This window comes from Trinickia soli (genome assembly GCF_002879855.1).
GTDB classification, from domain to species: domain Bacteria; phylum Pseudomonadota; class Gammaproteobacteria; order Burkholderiales; family Burkholderiaceae; genus Trinickia; species Trinickia soli.
In genome coordinates, this window is sequence record NZ_PNYB01000002.1 from 220,080 (window position 1) to 238,155 (window position 18,076).

Here is an 18,076-nt window from a genome sequence, read left to right on the forward strand (position 1 = left end):
CAACGAGCCTCCAACGCGAAACCTGCATGCCTTCGCTCACCCGCGCGTGCGACGGCTCCGATACGTATCGAGCACGACTGCCACGACGATGACCGCGCCCGTGATGATGCGCTTGGTCGGTTCGTTGGCGCCGATCTGCGCAAGCCCGGCGGCCAACACTGAAATGATCAATACGCCGAAGAACGTGCTGATCACCGATCCGCGCCCGCCCATCAGGCTCGTGCCGCCGATGACGACCGCCGCGATGACCTGCAGCTCCAGGCCGACGCCCGCGTTCGGATCCGCCGCTTCCAGGCGCGAGATCTGAAACAGCGCGGCAAGGCCCGAGAGCGCCCCCATCAGCGCGAATACCGCGACCTTGTAGGGCCGCGGGTCGACGCCCGCGAGCCGCACGGCTTCCTCATTCGTCCCGATGCCGATCAGATGCCGGCCGAACACGGTCCGGGTCAGCACGAGCTGAGCGGCGATCATCACGACGACGGCGATCACGAAGGACGGCGAGATGCCCACCGCGATCGGATTCGACAGAAAGTCGAACGCATCGCCGATATACGACGTGCGCGAATTCGTGAGCTGGTACGCCACCCCGCGCGCGGCTTCGAGCACGCCGAGCGAAACGATGAACGACGGAATGCGCCAGCCAACCGTCACGGCGCCGGTCACGGAGCCCGTGAGCGCCGCCGCGGCCATCCCGATCAACGCGGCCGGCACCGGCCCCCAGCCCCATTTGAGCGCCGCGACGCTGACGACCGATGCCGCCAGCGCGAGCACGGAGCCCACCGACAAATCGATACCGGCAATGATGAGCACGAATGTCATGCCGACCGACATCACGACGAGGTCGGGAATCTGATTGGCGATCGTGCTGAAGGTTTCGTAGGTCAGGAAGTGCGAACTCAGCGCCGAAAACAGCGCGATCATCGCGGCGAGCGCACCGGCCAGCCCGAGGTAATTGGACAGGCCGAGCCGGGTGCCCGTCGGTCGGGCGCTCGGCGCATCGCCGATGATGGCGGGGCCGCCATCGGGGCGCGCGGTCGGTTCGGTCATGACAGACTCCGTGCGTCTTGAGAATGGGAGGCGGCGGCCGGTTGCGAGCCGTTCATGTGGCCCGCGAACGCCGCGGCGAGCAGCGCGTCCTGCGTCCACTCGTCCCGATTGAAAATCCCCGTCATGCGTCCGGCCGACATCACGCCGATCCGATCGCAAATCAGCATCAGTTCGCGCAAGTCGCTCGATACGACGACGAGCGCGTGGCCTTCCCGCGCCAGCGCGCCGAGCAGCGTGTAAATATCGAACTTCGCGCCGACGTCGATGCCGCGTGTCGGTTCGTCGAACAACAGCACGTCGGCGTCGCGCGCCAACCAGCGCCCGATCACGACCTTCTGCTGGTTCCCGCCCGAGAGCTCGCCGACGCTTTGCGCGGGACTGCGCGCCCGCACGCGCAGCGCCTCCATCTGCTTGAGCGCGAGCGCCCGCTCGCGCCGCGCCTCGACGATACCCCAGCGCGAGACGCTGCCCATGTTGCCGAGCGAGACGTTGGCCGCGATGGAATGCGGCAGCAGGAGGCCCTCGCCTTTGCGATCTTCGGTGATCAGTGCGATGCCTTGCCGGACCGCGTCGGCCGGCGAGTCGATGCGCACGGGCGCCAATGGGCGGCCAATCGATACCGTGCCGTGCTCGGCCCGGTCCGCGCCGTAGATGAGCCGCATCAGCTCGGTACGACCGGCGCCGATCAAACCGCTCACGCCAAAAATTTCGCCCTCGCGGACGTCGAACGAAACGTCGCGCACGGCCGAGCCGCGCGTCAATCCCTCGACCTTCAGCAACGGCGCGCCGATCCGCCGTTCTCCCAGATCGATGCGTTCGCCGATCTCGCGGCCGACCATGAGTGTGACGAGCCGCTCGCTCGTCACGTTCTCCATCCGGTCGACGTGAACGAGCCGGCCGTCGCGCAGCACCGCTACGCGCTCTGCGACGCGGGCGAGTTCTTCGAGCCGGTGCGAGATGTAGATGATGGCGACGCCGCTTGCCTTGAGCCGATCGATCTGCGCGAACAGCAAGTCGACTTCGCGTGCGGTCAGCATGGCTGTCGGCTCGTCGAAGATCAGCACGCGCGTCTCGTCGATCAGGTTGCGCGCAATTTCGACCATTTGCTGATGGCCGATGCCGAGCGCGCCTACCGGCGTATCGGGATCGATGGCATCGAGCCCGACGCGCGCCATGGCCGCTCGGGCGTCTTCGCGTAGACGGGGGCGGTCGATCCAACCGAGTGCGCGCGGACCGCGGCGCGGCAACCGGTCGAAGAACAGATTCTCTGCGACGCTCAGCGTCGGGAGCAGATTCAACTCCTGCATGACCATGCGCACGCCCAGCGCTTCGGCCTCGTGCCGGCTCTTGGGCGCATAGTCGGCACCCATGAATCGCATCGTTCCGGTGCTGGGAGCGACGAGGCCGCCGATGATCTTCGACAGCGTGCTCTTGCCCGCGCCGTTCTCGCCGGTCAGCGCCAGCGCCTCGCCCGCGTGGAGCGCGAGCGTGACGTCGACGAGCACAGGCTCGGTATAGACCTTACCCATGCCGGTCACGCTGAGCACTGCGTTCGTTTCGTCCTGGTCGGTCAAATCCATCGGGTTTCCGTTGTCGGGGCGGCCGCGCCGGGATCGCCCCTGCGCCGGCCAGCCGCCATGACGCTCATGTCGGAGGATAACGGCAGATCTGCGCTGTTTCTTGAGCGCCTGCGCGCCGCTCAGGCGCGTCGACACGTGCGGCGCCCTCAAAGGCACGCCGCACGTGTCGCTGGATTGCCGCCCGGTGGCGGGTTACTTCGAGCTCTTCGTGACGAGGTCGACCGGTGTCTCGACCACCCCGGACAGATCGGCTTGCTTCTTGTGCCCTTCGATCGCCTTGAGCGCCGTATCGATGCCGAATACGGCCTGCTTCGCCGCATATTGATCGGCCGTGGCCAGCACGCGGCCGTCCTTGAGCATGGGCTTGATCGCGCCGATGTTGTCGTAGCCGACCACGTAGACCTTGCCTTGCTTGCCGGCGGCGCGCACGGCCGACACGGCGCCGATCGCCATGTTGTCGTTGCCGCACAGCAATGCCTTGATGTTCGGATACTGGTTCAACATGGCCGAGGCGATCGCGTTGCCTTTGTCGATTTCCCATTCGCCCGATTGAACCGAATCGATCTTCGCCCCCACCTTCTCCATCGCATCCTTGAAACCGGCAGTGCGCTGCTGTGCGTTAGTGGTGGTCGAGACGCCTTCCACGATGCCGACTTCGTCGCCCGATTTCAGCTTCTTGGCCAGGAAATCGCCGACCTTCTCGGCTCCTTTGCGGTTGTCGGGTCCGACGAACGGTACGTTCAGATCTTTGGACTTCAGCACGTCGGGATCAAGCCGGTTGTCGATGTTCACGACGATGATGCCGGCATCGACGGCCTTCTTCACCACGGGTACGAGTGCCTTCGAATCAGCCGGCGCCAGGACGATCGCATCGACGTGACTGTTGATCATCTGTTCGACGATGTTGATTTGCGCAGCGGTATCGGTCTCATTCTTGATCCCGTTCGTGATCAGATCGAACTTGCCGGAATTGTGCTTTTGATAATCCTTCGCACCATTTTCCATCGTGAGGAAGAACTCGTTGGCGAGCGACTTCATGACGAGGGCCACCTTCGGTTTCTTGGCGGTCTGCGCGAGCGCATCGGTCGCGCTGAGCGGCGCAAGCGCCACGCAAGCCAGGGCGGCAGCGGCGACGAGCATACGGCGACGGGTCCGGTGAAGCATACGGTTCTCCTTTCTTATTCGGCTCACGGCGAGCCCTGATTATTCGATTGGAACGCTGGTGAATTGCCGCATCGCATCATCGATTTACGCGCCGATGCATGCGTCCCCGGTATTCACCGGGATCGCCTATGCTGGACTCTTCTTTGGGAGCGCGCAAGGATAGCGCGCGACATGTTCGGGTTTGTGCTGATTCGAAAACGCCGGAAAGCGCTGACACGCAAGCGGCGTACGGCTTGCGCGGGCGTTGCGTGCGGTGCGCAGGCGGGCGTCGGGGCGCCCGGCGTGCAGCCTGTCGGGCCCCCGGCCGTTCGCTACAGATGCGCGACGGAAGAACCGTCCACCTTACCGTCGATGATGTCGCGCGCGTACTGCGCGCCGATCCTGTGAGCTTCTATTTGATCCGAAAGCGGTGCGTGCTCGGGGACGCCGAACATTTCCGCCTTGGCGTGCTCGCCGCTCGACGTGCGCGAGATCGTAACGACAATGTCGAACCGGCGCAGCGCGTCGTCCGGTTGATCGGGCTCCTTCGCACGACGCAACGCCTGTACACCGATCGCAAATCCCTTGTATTGCTCCGAAAACGGTACGGACATGGCTGGACGCTCCGTCGAATTGACGCCCCAGGTGCGACCGCAGCGGCGGATGCCCCGCAATCGCCTGCGGCTGACTTGTATTGTGTTCGCCGCCACCAATGGTATCCAGCGTGATGACGCGGCACCTTGCATGAAATGACATGCAAGAGGCGTTCCGTTGCCGCAGCCGGCCGCGGGCACCGCCGCCGCTGGGCCGCCCGCCCGGAATTGCCGTGAAGATTGAAGAAATTACCGGCTGCGCGTCCTCTCTCTCCCCCCTCAACTGCACCAGGCCGCGTCCAATCTTCGCGTCGCAGACGCGACGATTCGTCGCATTTCTTCTATGATGGCTGCCAGGACGGCCCGCAAGAAACCATGACAGAGCACGCCATCGGGCCGCCGTCTCATCGTAGATGCGTAAAGCATTGCGGAGGCATTAAATGGCATGGAGACAGAACCGCTGGGTTAGGCGTTGGCTCGTCGTCATCGTCTTCTGGGCGGTCCCAGTGGCTATCGTTGCGGTGCGCGAGATCCAGGACGAGATGTCCTATAACGTGGTCGATCTCGATCGAGCTCTCACGACATGGCAATTTACCGACGCACAGCGTGCGGCCGGCGCCCCTGCGCGCTGCCGCGGCAAACCCGACGAGGCGCGTGCGGCCGGCTGCCCCGCAGACGTGCTTGCCGCGAACGCGCCGCGTCAGCAGGACGCGATCGCGGAATATGCGCTGCGTCGGCGCACGCTGTTCCTCTACCTGTGGCACGCATTCGTCGGATACTGGGTCGTGCCGGCAGCCTTCATTTTTGCCGTGGGCCTCGTCGTGGCCGGTGTTCGGCGCGCCTTGCGCCGCCCGCCCGTCGTCAAGCCGACCGGACAGCACTGAGTTGCACTCACCCCGCCAAACCGTACTCGGCGGCATTCAGCGGTATTCAGCCGCACTCACCCGGTATTCGCGTCAAGCGGCAAACGTCATTGGTCGTGTCTCCCGCAAAATCGGGCCGGGTCCTGGCATGGGTCGTGCTCCATTTCCCGTTGCGTTGTGTGAGATCACGCTTCGTCCGAACCCGCCGTCGAGCGGTTTGACCGACGGAACATAACGGAGAGAGTTATGCAAAAACAAACCTTGATGCTCAAAGCGGCAACCGCCGTCGTAGTCGGGACGCTCGCGCTGGCAGGCTGCACCACGACCACCAACAGCGGCAACCCCGTCGGCTCGACACCGGGCAGCAATGTGTCGAAGCGTCAGGAAATCAACGCGGGCGTCGACGCTACGCTCTCGCGGCTCTATGCGCAGGTGCCGGGTTCGCACGAACTCGTGCAAAAGGCACACGGCGTACTCGTGTTCCCGAAGGTGTTGCAGGCGGGCTTCGTCGTGGGCGGGCAGTATGGCGAAGGCGCGCTACGGGTGGGCGGTCAGACGGTCGGCTACTACAACACCGTGTCTGGCTCGTTCGGCTTCCAGGCTGGCGCGCAATCGAAGGCCGTGATCTTCCTTTTCATGACGGAGGACGCGCTGAACTCATTCCGCTCGCGTGAAGGCTGGTCGGTCGGCGGCGACGCTTCGGTGGCCGTGCTGAAGATGGGCGCAAACGGCGCGCTCGATACGACGACGGCAACCAAGCCCGTCGAGGTCATCATCATGACGAACGCCGGCCTGATGGGCGATCTCTCGCTCCAAGGCACGAAGGTCACACGGCTCAACATCTGACCCGGCTCTACCGCGGCAGGCGCCAAGCCGTTCAGGCGTGCGAGGCGCCCTCGCCCGACAGTGTATCGACGACTTTGAAGCGCGAGCGCTTCTGCGCGCGAATCACCGCCTGATAGGCCTGCACGTATTGGCGCGCCATGTGGTGCGACGTGAAGCGTTCCTCGAACCGTGCGCGCACGCCCTGCCGCGGCAGTGTATGCAGGCGATTGACGGCCGCGACCGCGCTGATTTCGTCTTCGACGATGAATCCCGACACGCCTTCGTCGATGACTTCGGGCACTGACCCGCGGTTGAACGCGATCACCGGCGTACCGCACGCCATCGCTTCGATCATGACGAGCCCGAACGGCTCCGGCCAGTCCACGGGGAACAGCAATGCGTGCGCGCCCGACAGGAATTCGGCCTTTTGGTCATCGGCGATTTCACCGATGAACTCCACATGCGGCAGATCGAACAGCGGCTTGATCTCGCGCTCGAAATACTCGCGATCGGCGGAGTCGATTTTCGCGGCGACGCGGATCGGCAGCCCGCAGTGCGCAGCGATTCGGATTGCCGTATCCACGCGCTTTTCGGGGGAGATGCGGCCAAGGAAAGCCAGGTACTTCTGCTCGACGGGCTGCGGCGTGTAGAGCGCCTCGGGCAACCCGTGGTAGACGGTCGACAGCCATTTCGCCTGCGGCATCGGGTGGCGTTGCGCGTTCGAGATCGAAATGACGGGCGCCGTATTGAACGTGTCGAAGACGGGCTGTTGTTCGGGCAGATCCAGCCGGCCGTGCAACGTCGTGACGAACGGCGTGTCCTGGCGCTTGAACAGCGAGAACGAGTAATAGTCCATATGAAAGTGCAGGACGTCGAACTCTTCCGCGCGTCGCCGCACGAGTTCCATGAGCAGCATATGCGGGGCGATGCGGTCGCGAATACCCGGGTCGAGCCGCAGTGCGCGCGGCCACACCGGTTCGAGCTTCGCACGCGTCTTCGAGTCGCCGCTGGCGAACAGCGTCACCTCGTGGCCCAGATCGACGAGCGCCTCGGTAATGTATGAGACGACGCGCTCCGTGCCGCCATAGAGCTTGGGAGGCACCGATTCCGTCAGCGGCGCGATTTGGGCAATTTTCATGCGATCGACTCCATGCAAGTGGACTGCGGGCCCGCTCTCAGCGTGAACCCGATCCGGCCGGTTACTGGGCTGCACTTCGGTTATCTCATCCACAACGAACGAGATGCAGCGCGTTGGCTTCAATTATTCGGTACGGCGCAGCGGTTCTTACCCGCCTTTTTCATTTCCTGCGCCCTGTTACAGTCGCGAAACAGGGGGCAGAGCCCGGGCTGGCGGGTTCCCTGCCGGCTTACCCGGCGCGACCCGATGAAACGACTCGCTCAGCACCCGCGCAGGTCGGCCAGGAACGTGTCGCGCCACACGCCCAGATCGTTTCGCCGCAGCGCGGCCATATTGGCCTCGTGACGTTGCTTGCGCTCGGCCAGCGGCATCGACAATGCACGCTCGAGCGCCTCCGACATGCCGACAATGTCATGCGGATTGACGATCAGCGCACCACAGAGTTCAGCCGCCGCGCCCGCGAACTCGGACAACACGAGCACGCCCGGATCGTCGGGATTCTGGGCAGCGACGTATTCCTTCGCTACGAGATTCATGCCGTCACGCAGTGGCGTAACGAAACCGACCTGGGATTCCCGGCACATCGACATCAGATGCGAGCGAGGGAAGCGCTGATTGAGGTAACGGATTGGCGTGTAGTCTAACCCCGAGTAACGGCCGTTGATGCGTCCGGCCTCGTATTCAAGGTTCTGTTGAATGTTCTTGTAGCTTTCGACGTCGGCTCGCGTGGGCGGCGCGACCTGTACGAACGTCACGTTCTCTCGCCACTGCGGCGCACGTTCGAGCAACTGTTCGAATGCGCGGAAGCGCTCGATGAGCCCCTTCGAGTAATCGAGCCGGTCGACGCTCATGATGAGCTTTCGCCCTTCAAGGCTGTGCTTGAGCTCGAGCACTTGCTGACGGCTTTCGTTACGCGCGGCTTCCTGAGCGATTTCGTCGGGAAATACACCGATCCTGTACACGCCCGTCCGCAAACGGCGCCCGTACGCTTGCACCTCGCCGTCGTCGCCGACCGTGCCGCCGGCATAGCGAACGATGTAATCGTGGAATGCGACGCGGTCCGTGTCGGTTTGAAAGCCGACCAGATCGTAACAGCAAAGCGACTTGATGAGCTCCTGGTGCGGCGGCACATTGAGCAGGATCTGCGGCGACGGAAACGGCGTGTGCAGGAAAAAGCCGACGCGGTTGTGCACGCCCTCGCGACGTAGCGATTCGGCGAACGGAATCAGATGGAAATCGTGGACCCAAACGATATCGTCCGGCTCGATCAGCGTGACGAGCTTATGGGCGAGCCACGCGTTGACGCGGCGGTAGCCCGCGTATTCTTCACGCTCATACGCCGCCAGATCGTTGCGGTAGTGGAAGACGGGCCATAGCGTGGCGTTCGAGAAGCCACGATAGTATTGATCGTAGTCGCGGCGCGTCAGGCCGACCGTCGCGAACGTGACCGGGCCTTCGTCCTCGAGCGTCGGCCCGGCATTGGCGACGGCCTCGCTGACGACATCGCCGCTCCAGCCGAACCAGATGCCGCCCATGTCCTTGAGCGCACTGAAAATGCCGACTGCGAGCCCGCCGACCGAGCCTTTGGCCTCGGTGGGCGTTGCGACGCGGTTCGATACAGCGATGAGTCGGCCCATGATGGTGTTCGCCTGGCGGTCAGTCGCCTTTGCAGGGGAAGCTCTTCTCGAGCCCGAGCGACACTGCCGTGCTGGCGTTGTAGCTGTTCGCGTCGGGATTCTCGGCGACGTACCGGCGCACCGCATCAACGAGGCGTTGCGGCTCGACGTGCTCGGGCAGGCAGAAATACTGCCCCACGCGCGGGCCCGTCGTGCCGCCAATGGCGTCGATCGTGTTGAACACGCCATCCGCGGCGCCCTTGATATAGGCCACGCAGGCGGCCCGTGAGATTGCGTCCGTCTGGCTGCACAGCTTGTGCAGATCGCCAGCCGTGAACCTGCCGCCCCCGAGCGTGGTGACCGCCATCGCGGCGACCGGCATTGTCAACGTCCCGACGCATATCAAAGCCCGCAACATAATCTTCCTTTTCTCCGAGCGGTGAACGGGTACTGCGCCAATCGGCCCCGACGATCCTGCGCCGGAGCAAAGATGCTTATTTTGCACTGTTTCCGGCCGGCATAGACGGTGCCGAAGCAGCCGGCGCGCCCGACGCTGCGGCTGCCTCGCGCGCGTACATGTCTTGCAGCGCGTGGGTCACGTCCTTCGCGTGGTAGCGCTTGGCGAAATCGAGCGCCGTCAGGCCGAGCTGGTTCTTCACGCGAGAATCGGCGCCCCCATCGAGCAACACCTTGACCGTCGAGAGGTGATTGCCGCGCGCCGCCATCATCAGCGGCGTGGTGCCGTTCGGGGAGCCCGCGTCGATATACGCCGAATGGTCGAGCAGCAGTTGCACGATGTCGTCATGTCCGTTCGAGGCCGCGTAATGGAGCGGCGCCCACCCCTTCTTGTTCACTTCCGCGCCCTTGTCGACCAGCGCCTTGACGAGTTCGAGGTCGCCGTTCAGCGCCGCCAGCATCAGCGCGTTTTCGCCGGCGCCGTCGAGCTTTTCGATATCCGTCTTCGGATCGGCCATCAGGGCTTTGGCGACTCTATCGGATTTCTCGCGCGCCGCGAGTACGATGAGCGGCATGCCCTTGGCGTCGGTCGCATTCGGATCGACGCCGTGCGCCAAAGCCTTCTTCACCGCGCTGACGTCGTCGAACTTGACGGCCTTGACGACCGAATCGAGGTCCGAGGCGTGTGCCGTGACGGCAAATGCGGCGAGCGCGCCTGCGCAAGCGAGGCCGAAACGGTGCAGCGTGCGTTGGAACAGAGCCGGGAGCGACGAGTGCGTAAGCGTATTCAAGTGGTTTTCCCTGGTTTTATCGTATGAAGGAAGCCTGTTCGGTTCGGCATTACATCCCATGCGGCGCTGGAATGCGGAACAAGCGAAAGAAGTTTTGCGTCGTCGCAGCGCCGAGTTCGGCTTCCGGCATGCCACGCGTCTGCGCAATGTAACGTCCGACATAACTGACGTACGCAGGTTCATTGGGCTTGCCGCGATATGGCACGGGCGCCAGATACGGGGAATCGGTTTCGATCAGAAGCCGCTCCAGCGGCACGCGCCGCGCGACGTCCTGAACGTCGGTCGCGCTCTTGAACGTCACGATGCCGGAAAGGGAAATGTAAAAATTCTGGGCCAGCGCCCGCTCGGCGACAGCCCATGGTTCGGTAAAGCAGTGCATGACGCCGCCGGGCAGGTGCGCGCCCTCCTCGTCCATGATGCGCAGCGTATCGTCCGCCGATGCCCGCGTATGGACGATCAGCGGTTTCATGGTCGTCTTCGCCGCACGGATGTGCGTCCGAAAGCGCTCGCGTTGCCATTCGAGATCGGCGATCGAGCGCCCTTCGAGGCGGTAATAATCGAGTCCGGTTTCGCCGATCGCGACGACCTTCGGATGAGCGGCGAGTTCCACGAGCTCGGCCACGGTCGGCTCGCGTGCATCCTCATGATCGGGGTGCACGCCAACCGACGCATAGACGTTCTCATAAGCCTGGGCAACCTCCAGCACGCCCGGCAGCGTTTCGAAGTCGACGCTGACGCACAGCGCGTGCGTCACGTCGTGCGAGCGCATGTTCTCGAGCACTTGCGGCAGGCGCTCGACGAGCCCTTCGAAATTGATATGGCAATGCGAATCGACAAACATCGTAGGATCCTATGCAACCTCAAACGAATACATCGCGGTAGCCGAGAAACAGCGCTTCGAAGACCAGCCGCGCGTTCAACGGATGATTTTCGACCGCCCGCTCGCGCGTCACGGCCTTCATGAATCGCGCAAACGCATTGGCGTCGATGCGCGCGGCGCATTTCGCCAGTTCGCGCTGCGCGCCCGGGAAATACCGGGGCCGCTGCGCAGCGCGTTCGGCGACGAGATCGTAAAGCCAGCGCTGCAGCCAGCCGAGGACCACCGGCACCGGCAGCTTTTGCAGCGCCTCCGCGCAGGCGAACGCGTCGCATTGCGGGCCCGCCCCCAGTTGCTTGAGCGCGAAGTCGCGCAGCGCGCGATGCTCGTCGGCCGCCAGCGCGAGTGCCGCGAGCGGCGCGCCGCCGGCTTCGGCCAACAGCGCCGCGGCATCGGCCACGCCTTGCTGCGCGAGCCATGCGCGCGCCTCGTCGGGCGACGGCGTCGACATCGGCCATTGCCGGCAGCGGCTGATGATCGTCGGCAGCAGGCGGTCGACGCGCGCCGATACGAGCAGGAACACCACGCCGGCCGGCGGCTCTTCGAGCGTTTTGAGCAGGGCATTGGCCGATGCCGCGTTCAGCGCCTCCGCCGGGTACACGAGTACGACGCGTGCGCCGCCGCGATGCGCGCCCACGCCGCAAAAATCGAGCAGCGCGCGCACCTGCTCGATTTTGATCTCCTTGCTCAACGTGCGCGTTTTCTTGCCTTCTTCGCCGTCCGCCTTCTCATCGGCGCCAGCCGGGGCCGCCCCGACCGCCTCGCCAGCCAGCGCCTCGGGCAGCAGCGCCCGGTAGTCGGGGTGGTTGCCTTGCACGAACCAATTGCAGGCGGCGCATTGGCCGCAGGGCTCGCCGTTCGCCGTCGGCGCCTCGCAGAGCATGCCTTGGGCCAAATGCCGGGCAAACTGCAGTTTGCCGATGCCCGCCTGCCCGTAAAGGAGCAAGGCATGCGGCCACTGCGCGCGCAGGCGCTGCAGGCGTTGCCAGTCATCGAGCTGCCACGGGTAAATCATCGTCGAACCTTCATGCGGATGGGTACGGTTGCGTCACGGTGCCAGGGGCGCGTCGGTCCGGTCATAGCGCTTGATCGGGCTGTATCGCGCTTCGTCGCATTGTCGTCAAAGCTGATCGACGATGTCGCCGAGCACCTTGCGAATGTGCTCGATGCTGTCGGAGGCGTCGACGACGGCGAACCGGTGCGGCGCTTCCTCGGCTCGGCGCAGATACTCGTCGCGCGTCCGCGTGAAAAACGCCTCGGTTTCGCTTTCGAACTTATCGGGTGAGCGCGCAGCTCCGCGCCGGGCGCTGGCCGTTTCGGGAGGCAGATCGAACAACACGGTCAGATCGGGCTGAAAGCCGCCTTGAACCCAGCGCTCGAGCGCTTCGAGCTTGTCGCGAGGCAGGCCGCGCCCACCGCCTTGATAGGCGAACGTGGCGTCGGTGAAACGGTCGGACAGAACCCAGTCGCCACGGGCGAGCGCGGGCTCGATCACCTGCGCCAGATGTTCGCGTCGAGCAGCGAACATCAGCAACGCCTCCGTCTCGAGATCCATGCGCTCGTGCAACAGCAGCTCGCGCAGCGACTCGCCGAGCGACGTGCCGCCCGGTTCCCGCGTGGTCACGACGGCGTGCCCCATGCCGGCCACCTTCGCCTCGAGCTGCTCGCGGAACCACGGAAGGTGCGTGGTCTTGCCCGCGCCGTCGATGCCTTCAAACGTGATGAACTTGCCACGCGCCATTTATTGTTGTCCTCGAATGTATTTGTCGACGGCCCGGTTGTGAGCCCCGAGCGTATCGGAAAAGACGCTGCTGCCGTCGCCGCGCGACACGAAATAGAGCGCGCTGGTGGGCGCCGGGTTCAGCGCCGCCTGCAGCGAGGCGACGCCGGGCAGCGCAATCGGCGTCGGCGGCAAGCCGCGACGAATATAGGTGTTGTAAGGCGTGTCGCTTTGCAGATCGCGTTTGCGCAAACGCCCATCGTAGCTTTCGCCCAAGCCATAGATCACGGACGGGTCCGTTTGCAGCGGCATGCCGATTCGCAGCCGGTTGGCGAAGACGGCCGACACGAGCGGGCGATCGCTGGCCTTGCCCGTTTCCTTTTCGATCAGCGACGCCATCGTGAGCGCCTCGTACGGCGTGCGATACGGCAAGCCCGGCGCACGCGTGGCCCATGCGGCGGCCAACCGTTGCTGCATCACCCGATAGGCACGCCGGTAGACGTTCAGATCGCTCGTCCCTTTGTCGAACAGGTAGGTATCGGGGAAGAACAGCCCCTCGGCGTTTGTGATGTTGCCCGGGTTCGGAGCGTTCGGCGCGTCCGTCGCGCTCGTGGTCTTCGGCGTGCCCGTGGTGCTCGTGTCCTGCGCTGTGCTCGCTCCGATGGCGGCCAGCAAGGCCGCGTCGCTCATCGACGCCGTATCGTGCTTGAGTGCCGGATTGGCGTCGAGTTCGGCCCGCATCCGTTTGAAGGTCCAACCTTCGATCACCGTGACGACGGATTCGTTGACATCGCCGAGCGCGAGCTTTTGCAGCACCTCATAGGGCGTGACCCCGGTTTTGAACTCGTAGTTGCCCGATTTGAGGCGGCTCTGCAGCCCCAGCAGGCGCGTCATGAGAACGAACGGATCAGGCTGTACCGGCACCCCGCCACGGTTGAGCTGCGCGGCTACGCCACGCACCGTGCTGCGCGGCTGAATCGTCACGTCGAGCGTGGGAGCGGACAGTCCAAGCGGGCGCGTGGCCCAGTAGTAACCGCCGGCGGCAGCCAGCGCGGCAAGCAATACGGCGACCACTGCCCCGGCAGCGAGGCATTTCTTCAAAAGGGACATGCGAAACAAGGCTCGGATGGACCCCATATAATACTTGTTCGCCTAAGCCGAAGTCAGGATTGACCCGCTCCGAATTCCATGAACGAACCCAAAGCCTCCGTTTCCCCTGCCGCTCTGCCATCCTCTCCCGCTGCCGCCGAGTTCGACGCGGTGCTTTCGCGGGGCGCTTTCATGGCGCTCGACCAGTTTGGCGTCATCGAGGCGGCCGGCGATGACGCCGCCACCTTTCTGCATGGACAACTGACCAACGATGTCCAGCATCTGGACGCCGCGAGCGCCCGGCTGGCCGGCTACTGCTCGCCCAAGGGCAGACTGCTTGCGTCGATGCTCGTTTGGCGTGCGGCAGACGCCGTGCGCCTGCTGGTATCGAAAGAACTCACGGCCTCCGTCCACAAGCGGCTCTCGATGTTCGTGCTGCGCGCCAAGGCCAAGCTGACGGACGTTTCGGATGCCGTCGCGGTCGTGGGCTTCGCCGGCGATGTGCGCGCGGCGCTCTCGCGTCTGTTCGATGCTTTGCCAGACGGCGTGCACGTTCACGTTGCGGGGCCGGCCGGCTCGCTGCTTCGCGTGCCGGATGCGCAAGGGCGTCCGCGCTATCTGTGGATCGGCCCGAAAGCGCTTGTCGAAGAACACCTGGCGGCGCTCGAAGCGGAGCTCGCGCGCGTGTCGCCCTCCGTGTGGGATTGGCTCGACATCCATGCCGGCGAGCCCCGTATCACGCAAGGCGTCCTCGATCAGTTCGTGCCGCAAATGATCAACTTCGATGTGATCGGCGCGGTCAATTTCCGCAAAGGGTGTTACCCGGGACAAGAAGTTGTGGCACGCAGCCAGTATCGGGGGACGATCAAGCGGCGCACGGCGCTCGCGCATATCGCCGACGCGGCGAGCGGCTCTGCCGATCATGCGCCGGACAGCACTGCGCGCCCTGGCATCGAGCTGTTTCACTCCGAAGATCCGGGCCAACCTTGTGGCATGGTCGTGAATGCCGCGCCCGCCGCCAACGGCGGTGTCGACGTGCTCGCGGAAATCAAGCTCCTAGCGCTCGAAGGCGGCTCGGTTCATCTTGGCGCCGCCGACGGCCCGGTGCTCGTGTTTCAGCCGTTGCCGTACGCGCTGCCGAGCGAGGGTTGACGCGTTTGCGAGCGAATTTCAGGGCTAAGGCCGGATGCGTCTTGCATCGATGTTCGTTTGCGGCATGATTGTGGACGACGAAAGGCGGAGTCTTCCCAACTGGAGTGGGCCGAATTCAGTCGGCTTCGATTTTCAGACGCATTCACGTGCCGTTCTGCCTGTCTGCCTCCTCGTTCTCGTACCTCGTCACATGTGCCTGATCATATTCGACTGGCGGCCCGATGCCGCCACCGGCGCCGTCCTGACACTGGCGGCCAATCGCGATGAGTATTTCGCGCGGGCCAGTGCTCCGCTTGGCTGGTGGAGCGATGCGCCGAACGTGCTTGCCGGGCGGGATCTCGTCGGCGCGGGTACGTGGCTCGGGCTGTCGCGCGATGGTCGTTTCGCCGCTCTGACGAACTATCGCGACCCTCGCGCCTTTCGCGACGACGCGCCCACACGCGGCACGCTCGTGGCCGACTATCTTCACGGTCCGGCGATGGCTCCGCTCGACTACCTGAGCCAAGTGGCGAGTTATGGCGCGGCGTATAACGGCTTCAACCTGATCGTCGGCAATCTCATGGAGCGCTCGCTCGGCTGGTACTGCAACCGCGCCGCAGCGCCGCCGAGCCTGTTGCCGGCCGGCGTGCATGGCATCTCGAACGCCATTCTGGATACGCCCTGGCCCAAGCTCGCGCGCAAGCGGGCGGAACTGGCCGCGCTCGTCGAGCGCGAACATACGCCTGCGCTCGACACGCTGGTCGAATTGATGCGCGACCCCCGCGTCGCCCCCGACGAGGCACTCCCCTCAACCGGCATTTCGTTGGAGCGCGAGCGCGCGCTTTCGGCCGCGTTCATCGAAACGGACGGCTACGGCACGCGGGGCACGACAGCGCTACGTGCCAGTGTTCGCCAATCTGCGTTCGAGATAGAAATCGTCGAGCGCAGCGACGATGACGGGACTCACCGGCTCGTCCGCCCCGGTCATTACGAGCGCCGCTACGCATTCGAGGTCGACGCGCGACGCTAGGACAAGCCCGCTCGATCGATGAAAGCTGAAACGCGTAATAGCGCGGCGGTCGTAGCCGCCGCTAGCGCTCCAGACCGATCGAGCGCGCCATTTCGACATGCGTCGGTCGCGAACCGTCAGTTGCGATCGGTCGGCGGTCATCGGTCAGCCGCGATCAGTTCGCTGCGCCAGGGACGACCGACGAGGCGCATTGCTTCGCACCTCATGCCAGCGTCGATGCCGCCGCCATCGGGTCGGACGGTGGGCGCAACTGCTCGATCTCTTCGTGGCGCGCATGGACGCTGGCCATGATGCTCGGGTGCGTCACGACATAGAAGCGATCGGTCCGCACCGCCTCGTATGCCGCCTCGGCGATATCGGTCGCGCCGAGCCGGCCCGAGCGCACCGCTTTACGCAGTTCCCTGGCGGCCAGCAGTTGCGACGCCGACGGCGACGACTCGTTGCGCCAACGCGCCGGGCGGGCACGTTCGGCGTCCGCAATGGCTGTCGGAACGAACGCCGGACACAGCACGGAGCAACCGACTTTCGCCCCCACGCGGCGCAGATCGTGAAAGAGCGTTTCGGTCAGGGAGACGACGGCATGCTTCGAAGCGTTATAGATGCCCATGGACGGCGGGGAGATCAACCCTGCCACCGACGCCGTATTCACGATATGAGCCGGCTCGTCCTGGCGCAGCATGATGGGCGTGAACACGCGCACGCCGTGCGCGACGCCCATCACGTTGACGCCGAATACCCACGACCAGTCGTTGGCGCTCATCTCCCAAATGAAGCCGCTGGCGCCAACCCCTGCGTTGTTGAACAACAGATGCACCTTGCCGTAAGCGTCGAGTGCGCGACGCGCGAGCGCTTCGACTTCCGCACCGTTCGACACGTCCGTCGGCCATCCGATCACGTCGGCGCCCGTCATGGCCAGCGCTTCCACGACATCGCTCAACGCATCCGCGTCGATATCGGCAAGCACGAGCTTCATACCCAACTGCGCGCCCTTTCGCGCGAACGCGCGGCCGAACCCGCTCGCGGCTCCCGTGATGACCGCGACTTTGTCCTGGAAATGTTCCATGGTGTTCCCTTTGCCTTGCCCTCCGATGTCCGCACCGCACCTGCGGCGTGACGCGCGGGGATCAGGCGATCTTGACGAACTGCTTGCCGAAGTTCTTGCCGCGCAGCAGGCCGATCAGCGCATCGGGCGCATGATCGAGCCCTTCGACGATGCTTTCCCGGTAGCGCAGCTTCTGTTGCGCGACGAGCGAGGCGAGTGTGCGCAGGGCTTCGGGCCAAACGTCCAGATGCTCGGTGATGATGAAGCCCTGCACGAGCAACCGCATCGTCAGAATGATCGACGGTTGCTTGAGCGGCACCGGCTGGCCATCGTAACCCGCGATCATGCCGCAGACGGCAATGCGTCCGAACGGGTTCATCCTCGATAACGTCGCATCGAACACCTCGCCGCCGACGTTTTCGAAATAGCCGTCGACGCCGTCGGGCGTCGCGGCTTTCAAATCCTCGTACAGCTTGCCCGCCTTGTAGTCGACGCAGGCATCGAACCCGAGTTCTTCGACGACGTAGCGGCACTTTTCGGCGCCGCCTGCCACGCCGACCGCGCGGCAACCGGCCAGTTTGGCGAGCTGACCGACGACGCTGCCCACGGCGCCGCTCGCGGCGCTGACCACGATCGTTTGCCCCGCGCGCGGGGCGATGATCTTGTTCAAGCCGTACCACGCCGTCACGCCCGGCATGCCCGCCACCCCGAGATAGGCGGTGAGCGGCACGCGCGTATCGTCGATTTTGCGCACGCCCGCGCCATCGGAGACGGCATAGTCCTGCCACCCGAACATGCCGGTGACCTTATCGCCGACCGCGAAGCCATCGTGTTTCGACTCGACGACTTCTCCCACCGTGCCCCCGCCCATGACGTCGCCGAGCGCCACGGGTGTGGCGTACGACTTCGCGTCGTTCATGCGGCCACGCATGTAGGGGTCGACAGACAAATAGATGTTGCGAACGAGAAACCGGCCGTCTCGCAACTCGGCGAGCGGCGCCTCCTCAAGGCGGAAATTGTCGAGCGACACCTGGCCTTGTGGTCGAGAAGCGAGCACGATGCGTCGGTTCATCTGGGGCATGGCGAGATTCCTCCTTCCGATTCGCGGGTGCGCCGGCAAACGGCGACAAGCGCG

Annotated in this window: 18 protein-coding genes; 4 read left to right on the forward strand and 14 right to left on the reverse strand. The window is 64.6% G+C overall.

Annotated features, from left to right (window positions below; all coding sequences use genetic code 11):
• Positions 1-36: 36 nt before the first annotated feature.
• The 4 genes from C0Z19_RS03315 to C0Z19_RS03330 all read right to left on the reverse strand — a co-directional run bounded on the left by C0Z19_RS03315 (position 37) and on the right by C0Z19_RS03330 (position 4,384).
• Complete coding sequence (locus C0Z19_RS03315; protein WP_102608358.1) at positions 37-1,047, reverse strand: ABC transporter permease; 1,011 nt, start codon at positions 1,045-1,047, stop codon at positions 37-39.
• Entirely contained in the window at positions 1,044-2,627 is a 1,584-nt protein-coding gene (locus C0Z19_RS03320; RefSeq protein ID WP_102608525.1) for a sugar ABC transporter ATP-binding protein, read from the reverse strand. The genes C0Z19_RS03315 and C0Z19_RS03320 overlap by 4 nt, the downstream gene beginning before the upstream one ends.
• 192 nt (positions 2,628-2,819) lie before the next feature.
• A complete protein-coding gene (locus C0Z19_RS03325) occupies positions 2,820-3,791 on the reverse strand; it encodes a sugar ABC transporter substrate-binding protein (RefSeq protein ID WP_102608359.1) in 972 nt (323 codons plus the stop codon).
• A gap of 311 nt (positions 3,792-4,102) precedes the next feature.
• On the reverse strand, positions 4,103-4,384 hold the full coding sequence (locus C0Z19_RS03330; protein ID WP_102608360.1) for a hypothetical protein: 282 nt from the start codon (positions 4,382-4,384) through the stop codon (positions 4,103-4,105).
• A gap of 419 nt (positions 4,385-4,803) precedes the next feature.
• On the opposite strand from C0Z19_RS03330, the gene C0Z19_RS03335 reads away from it, so the two are divergent.
• Together C0Z19_RS03335 and C0Z19_RS03340 are read left to right on the forward strand one after the other, a co-directional pair.
• On the forward strand, positions 4,804-5,247 hold the full coding sequence (locus C0Z19_RS03335; protein WP_102608361.1) for a hypothetical protein: 444 nt from the start codon (positions 4,804-4,806) through the stop codon (positions 5,245-5,247).
• Between the two features lie 225 nt (positions 5,248-5,472).
• The gene (locus C0Z19_RS03340; RefSeq protein WP_102608362.1) at positions 5,473-6,072 is read left to right on the forward strand and encodes a BPSL1445 family SYLF domain-containing lipoprotein; all 600 of its coding nucleotides are present in this window, start codon (positions 5,473-5,475) and stop codon (positions 6,070-6,072) included.
• Positions 6,073-6,103: 31 nt separating this feature from the next.
• Here C0Z19_RS03340 and C0Z19_RS03345 read toward each other — a convergent pair whose 3' ends face one another.
• The 8 genes from C0Z19_RS03345 to mltG all read right to left on the reverse strand — a co-directional run bounded on the left by C0Z19_RS03345 (position 6,104) and on the right by mltG (position 13,759).
• The gene (locus tag C0Z19_RS03345) at positions 6,104-7,189 is read right to left on the reverse strand and encodes a glycosyltransferase family 4 protein (RefSeq protein ID WP_102608363.1); all 1,086 of its coding nucleotides are present in this window, start codon (positions 7,187-7,189) and stop codon (positions 6,104-6,106) included.
• A 260-nt stretch (positions 7,190-7,449) separates the two neighbouring features.
• Positions 7,450-8,826: an alpha,alpha-trehalose-phosphate synthase (UDP-forming) gene (gene otsA / locus C0Z19_RS03350; protein ID WP_102608364.1), complete on the reverse strand. Its 1,377-nt coding sequence runs from the start codon at positions 8,824-8,826 to the stop codon at positions 7,450-7,452.
• Between the two features lie 19 nt (positions 8,827-8,845).
• Entirely contained in the window at positions 8,846-9,223 is a 378-nt protein-coding gene (locus C0Z19_RS03355) for a Rap1a/Tai family immunity protein (RefSeq protein WP_102608365.1), read from the reverse strand.
• A 76-nt stretch (positions 9,224-9,299) separates the two neighbouring features.
• Positions 9,300-10,052: an ankyrin repeat domain-containing protein gene (locus tag C0Z19_RS03360; RefSeq protein ID WP_425330250.1), complete on the reverse strand. Its 753-nt coding sequence runs from the start codon at positions 10,050-10,052 to the stop codon at positions 9,300-9,302.
• Between the two features lie 49 nt (positions 10,053-10,101).
• Positions 10,102-10,893, reverse strand: a complete 792-nt coding sequence (locus tag C0Z19_RS03365) for a TatD family hydrolase (RefSeq protein ID WP_102608367.1) — start codon at positions 10,891-10,893, stop codon at positions 10,102-10,104.
• Positions 10,894-10,912: 19 nt separating this feature from the next.
• Complete coding sequence (locus C0Z19_RS03370) at positions 10,913-11,944, reverse strand: DNA polymerase III subunit delta' (RefSeq protein ID WP_102608368.1); 1,032 nt, start codon at positions 11,942-11,944, stop codon at positions 10,913-10,915.
• A gap of 105 nt (positions 11,945-12,049) precedes the next feature.
• Positions 12,050-12,670 carry a dTMP kinase gene (gene tmk, locus C0Z19_RS03375; RefSeq protein ID WP_102608369.1) on the reverse strand — a complete coding sequence of 207 codons (621 nt, stop codon included), beginning with the start codon at positions 12,668-12,670 and terminating at the stop codon, positions 12,050-12,052.
• Positions 12,671-13,759, reverse strand: a complete 1,089-nt coding sequence (mltG, locus tag C0Z19_RS03380; protein ID WP_102608370.1) for an endolytic transglycosylase MltG — start codon at positions 13,757-13,759, stop codon at positions 12,671-12,673.
• Positions 13,760-13,837: 78 nt separating this feature from the next.
• On the opposite strand from mltG, the gene ygfZ reads away from it, so the two are divergent.
• Together ygfZ and C0Z19_RS03390 are read left to right on the forward strand one after the other, a co-directional pair.
• Entirely contained in the window at positions 13,838-14,890 is a 1,053-nt protein-coding gene (ygfZ, locus tag C0Z19_RS03385) for a CAF17-like 4Fe-4S cluster assembly/insertion protein YgfZ (protein WP_102608371.1), read from the forward strand.
• Between the two features lie 190 nt (positions 14,891-15,080).
• Positions 15,081-15,899, forward strand: a complete 819-nt coding sequence (locus tag C0Z19_RS03390) for an NRDE family protein (RefSeq protein ID WP_102608526.1) — start codon at positions 15,081-15,083, stop codon at positions 15,897-15,899.
• A 202-nt stretch (positions 15,900-16,101) separates the two neighbouring features.
• Here the strand turns inward: C0Z19_RS03390 and C0Z19_RS03395 are convergent, their stop codons facing one another.
• Together C0Z19_RS03395 and C0Z19_RS03400 are read right to left on the reverse strand one after the other, a co-directional pair.
• Positions 16,102-16,962, reverse strand: a complete 861-nt coding sequence (locus C0Z19_RS03395; RefSeq protein ID WP_102608372.1) for an SDR family oxidoreductase — start codon at positions 16,960-16,962, stop codon at positions 16,102-16,104.
• Between the two features lie 61 nt (positions 16,963-17,023).
• Positions 17,024-18,022 carry an NADP-dependent oxidoreductase gene (locus C0Z19_RS03400; RefSeq protein ID WP_102608373.1) on the reverse strand — a complete coding sequence of 333 codons (999 nt, stop codon included), beginning with the start codon at positions 18,020-18,022 and terminating at the stop codon, positions 17,024-17,026.
• Between the last annotated feature and the right edge of the window lie 54 nt (positions 18,023-18,076).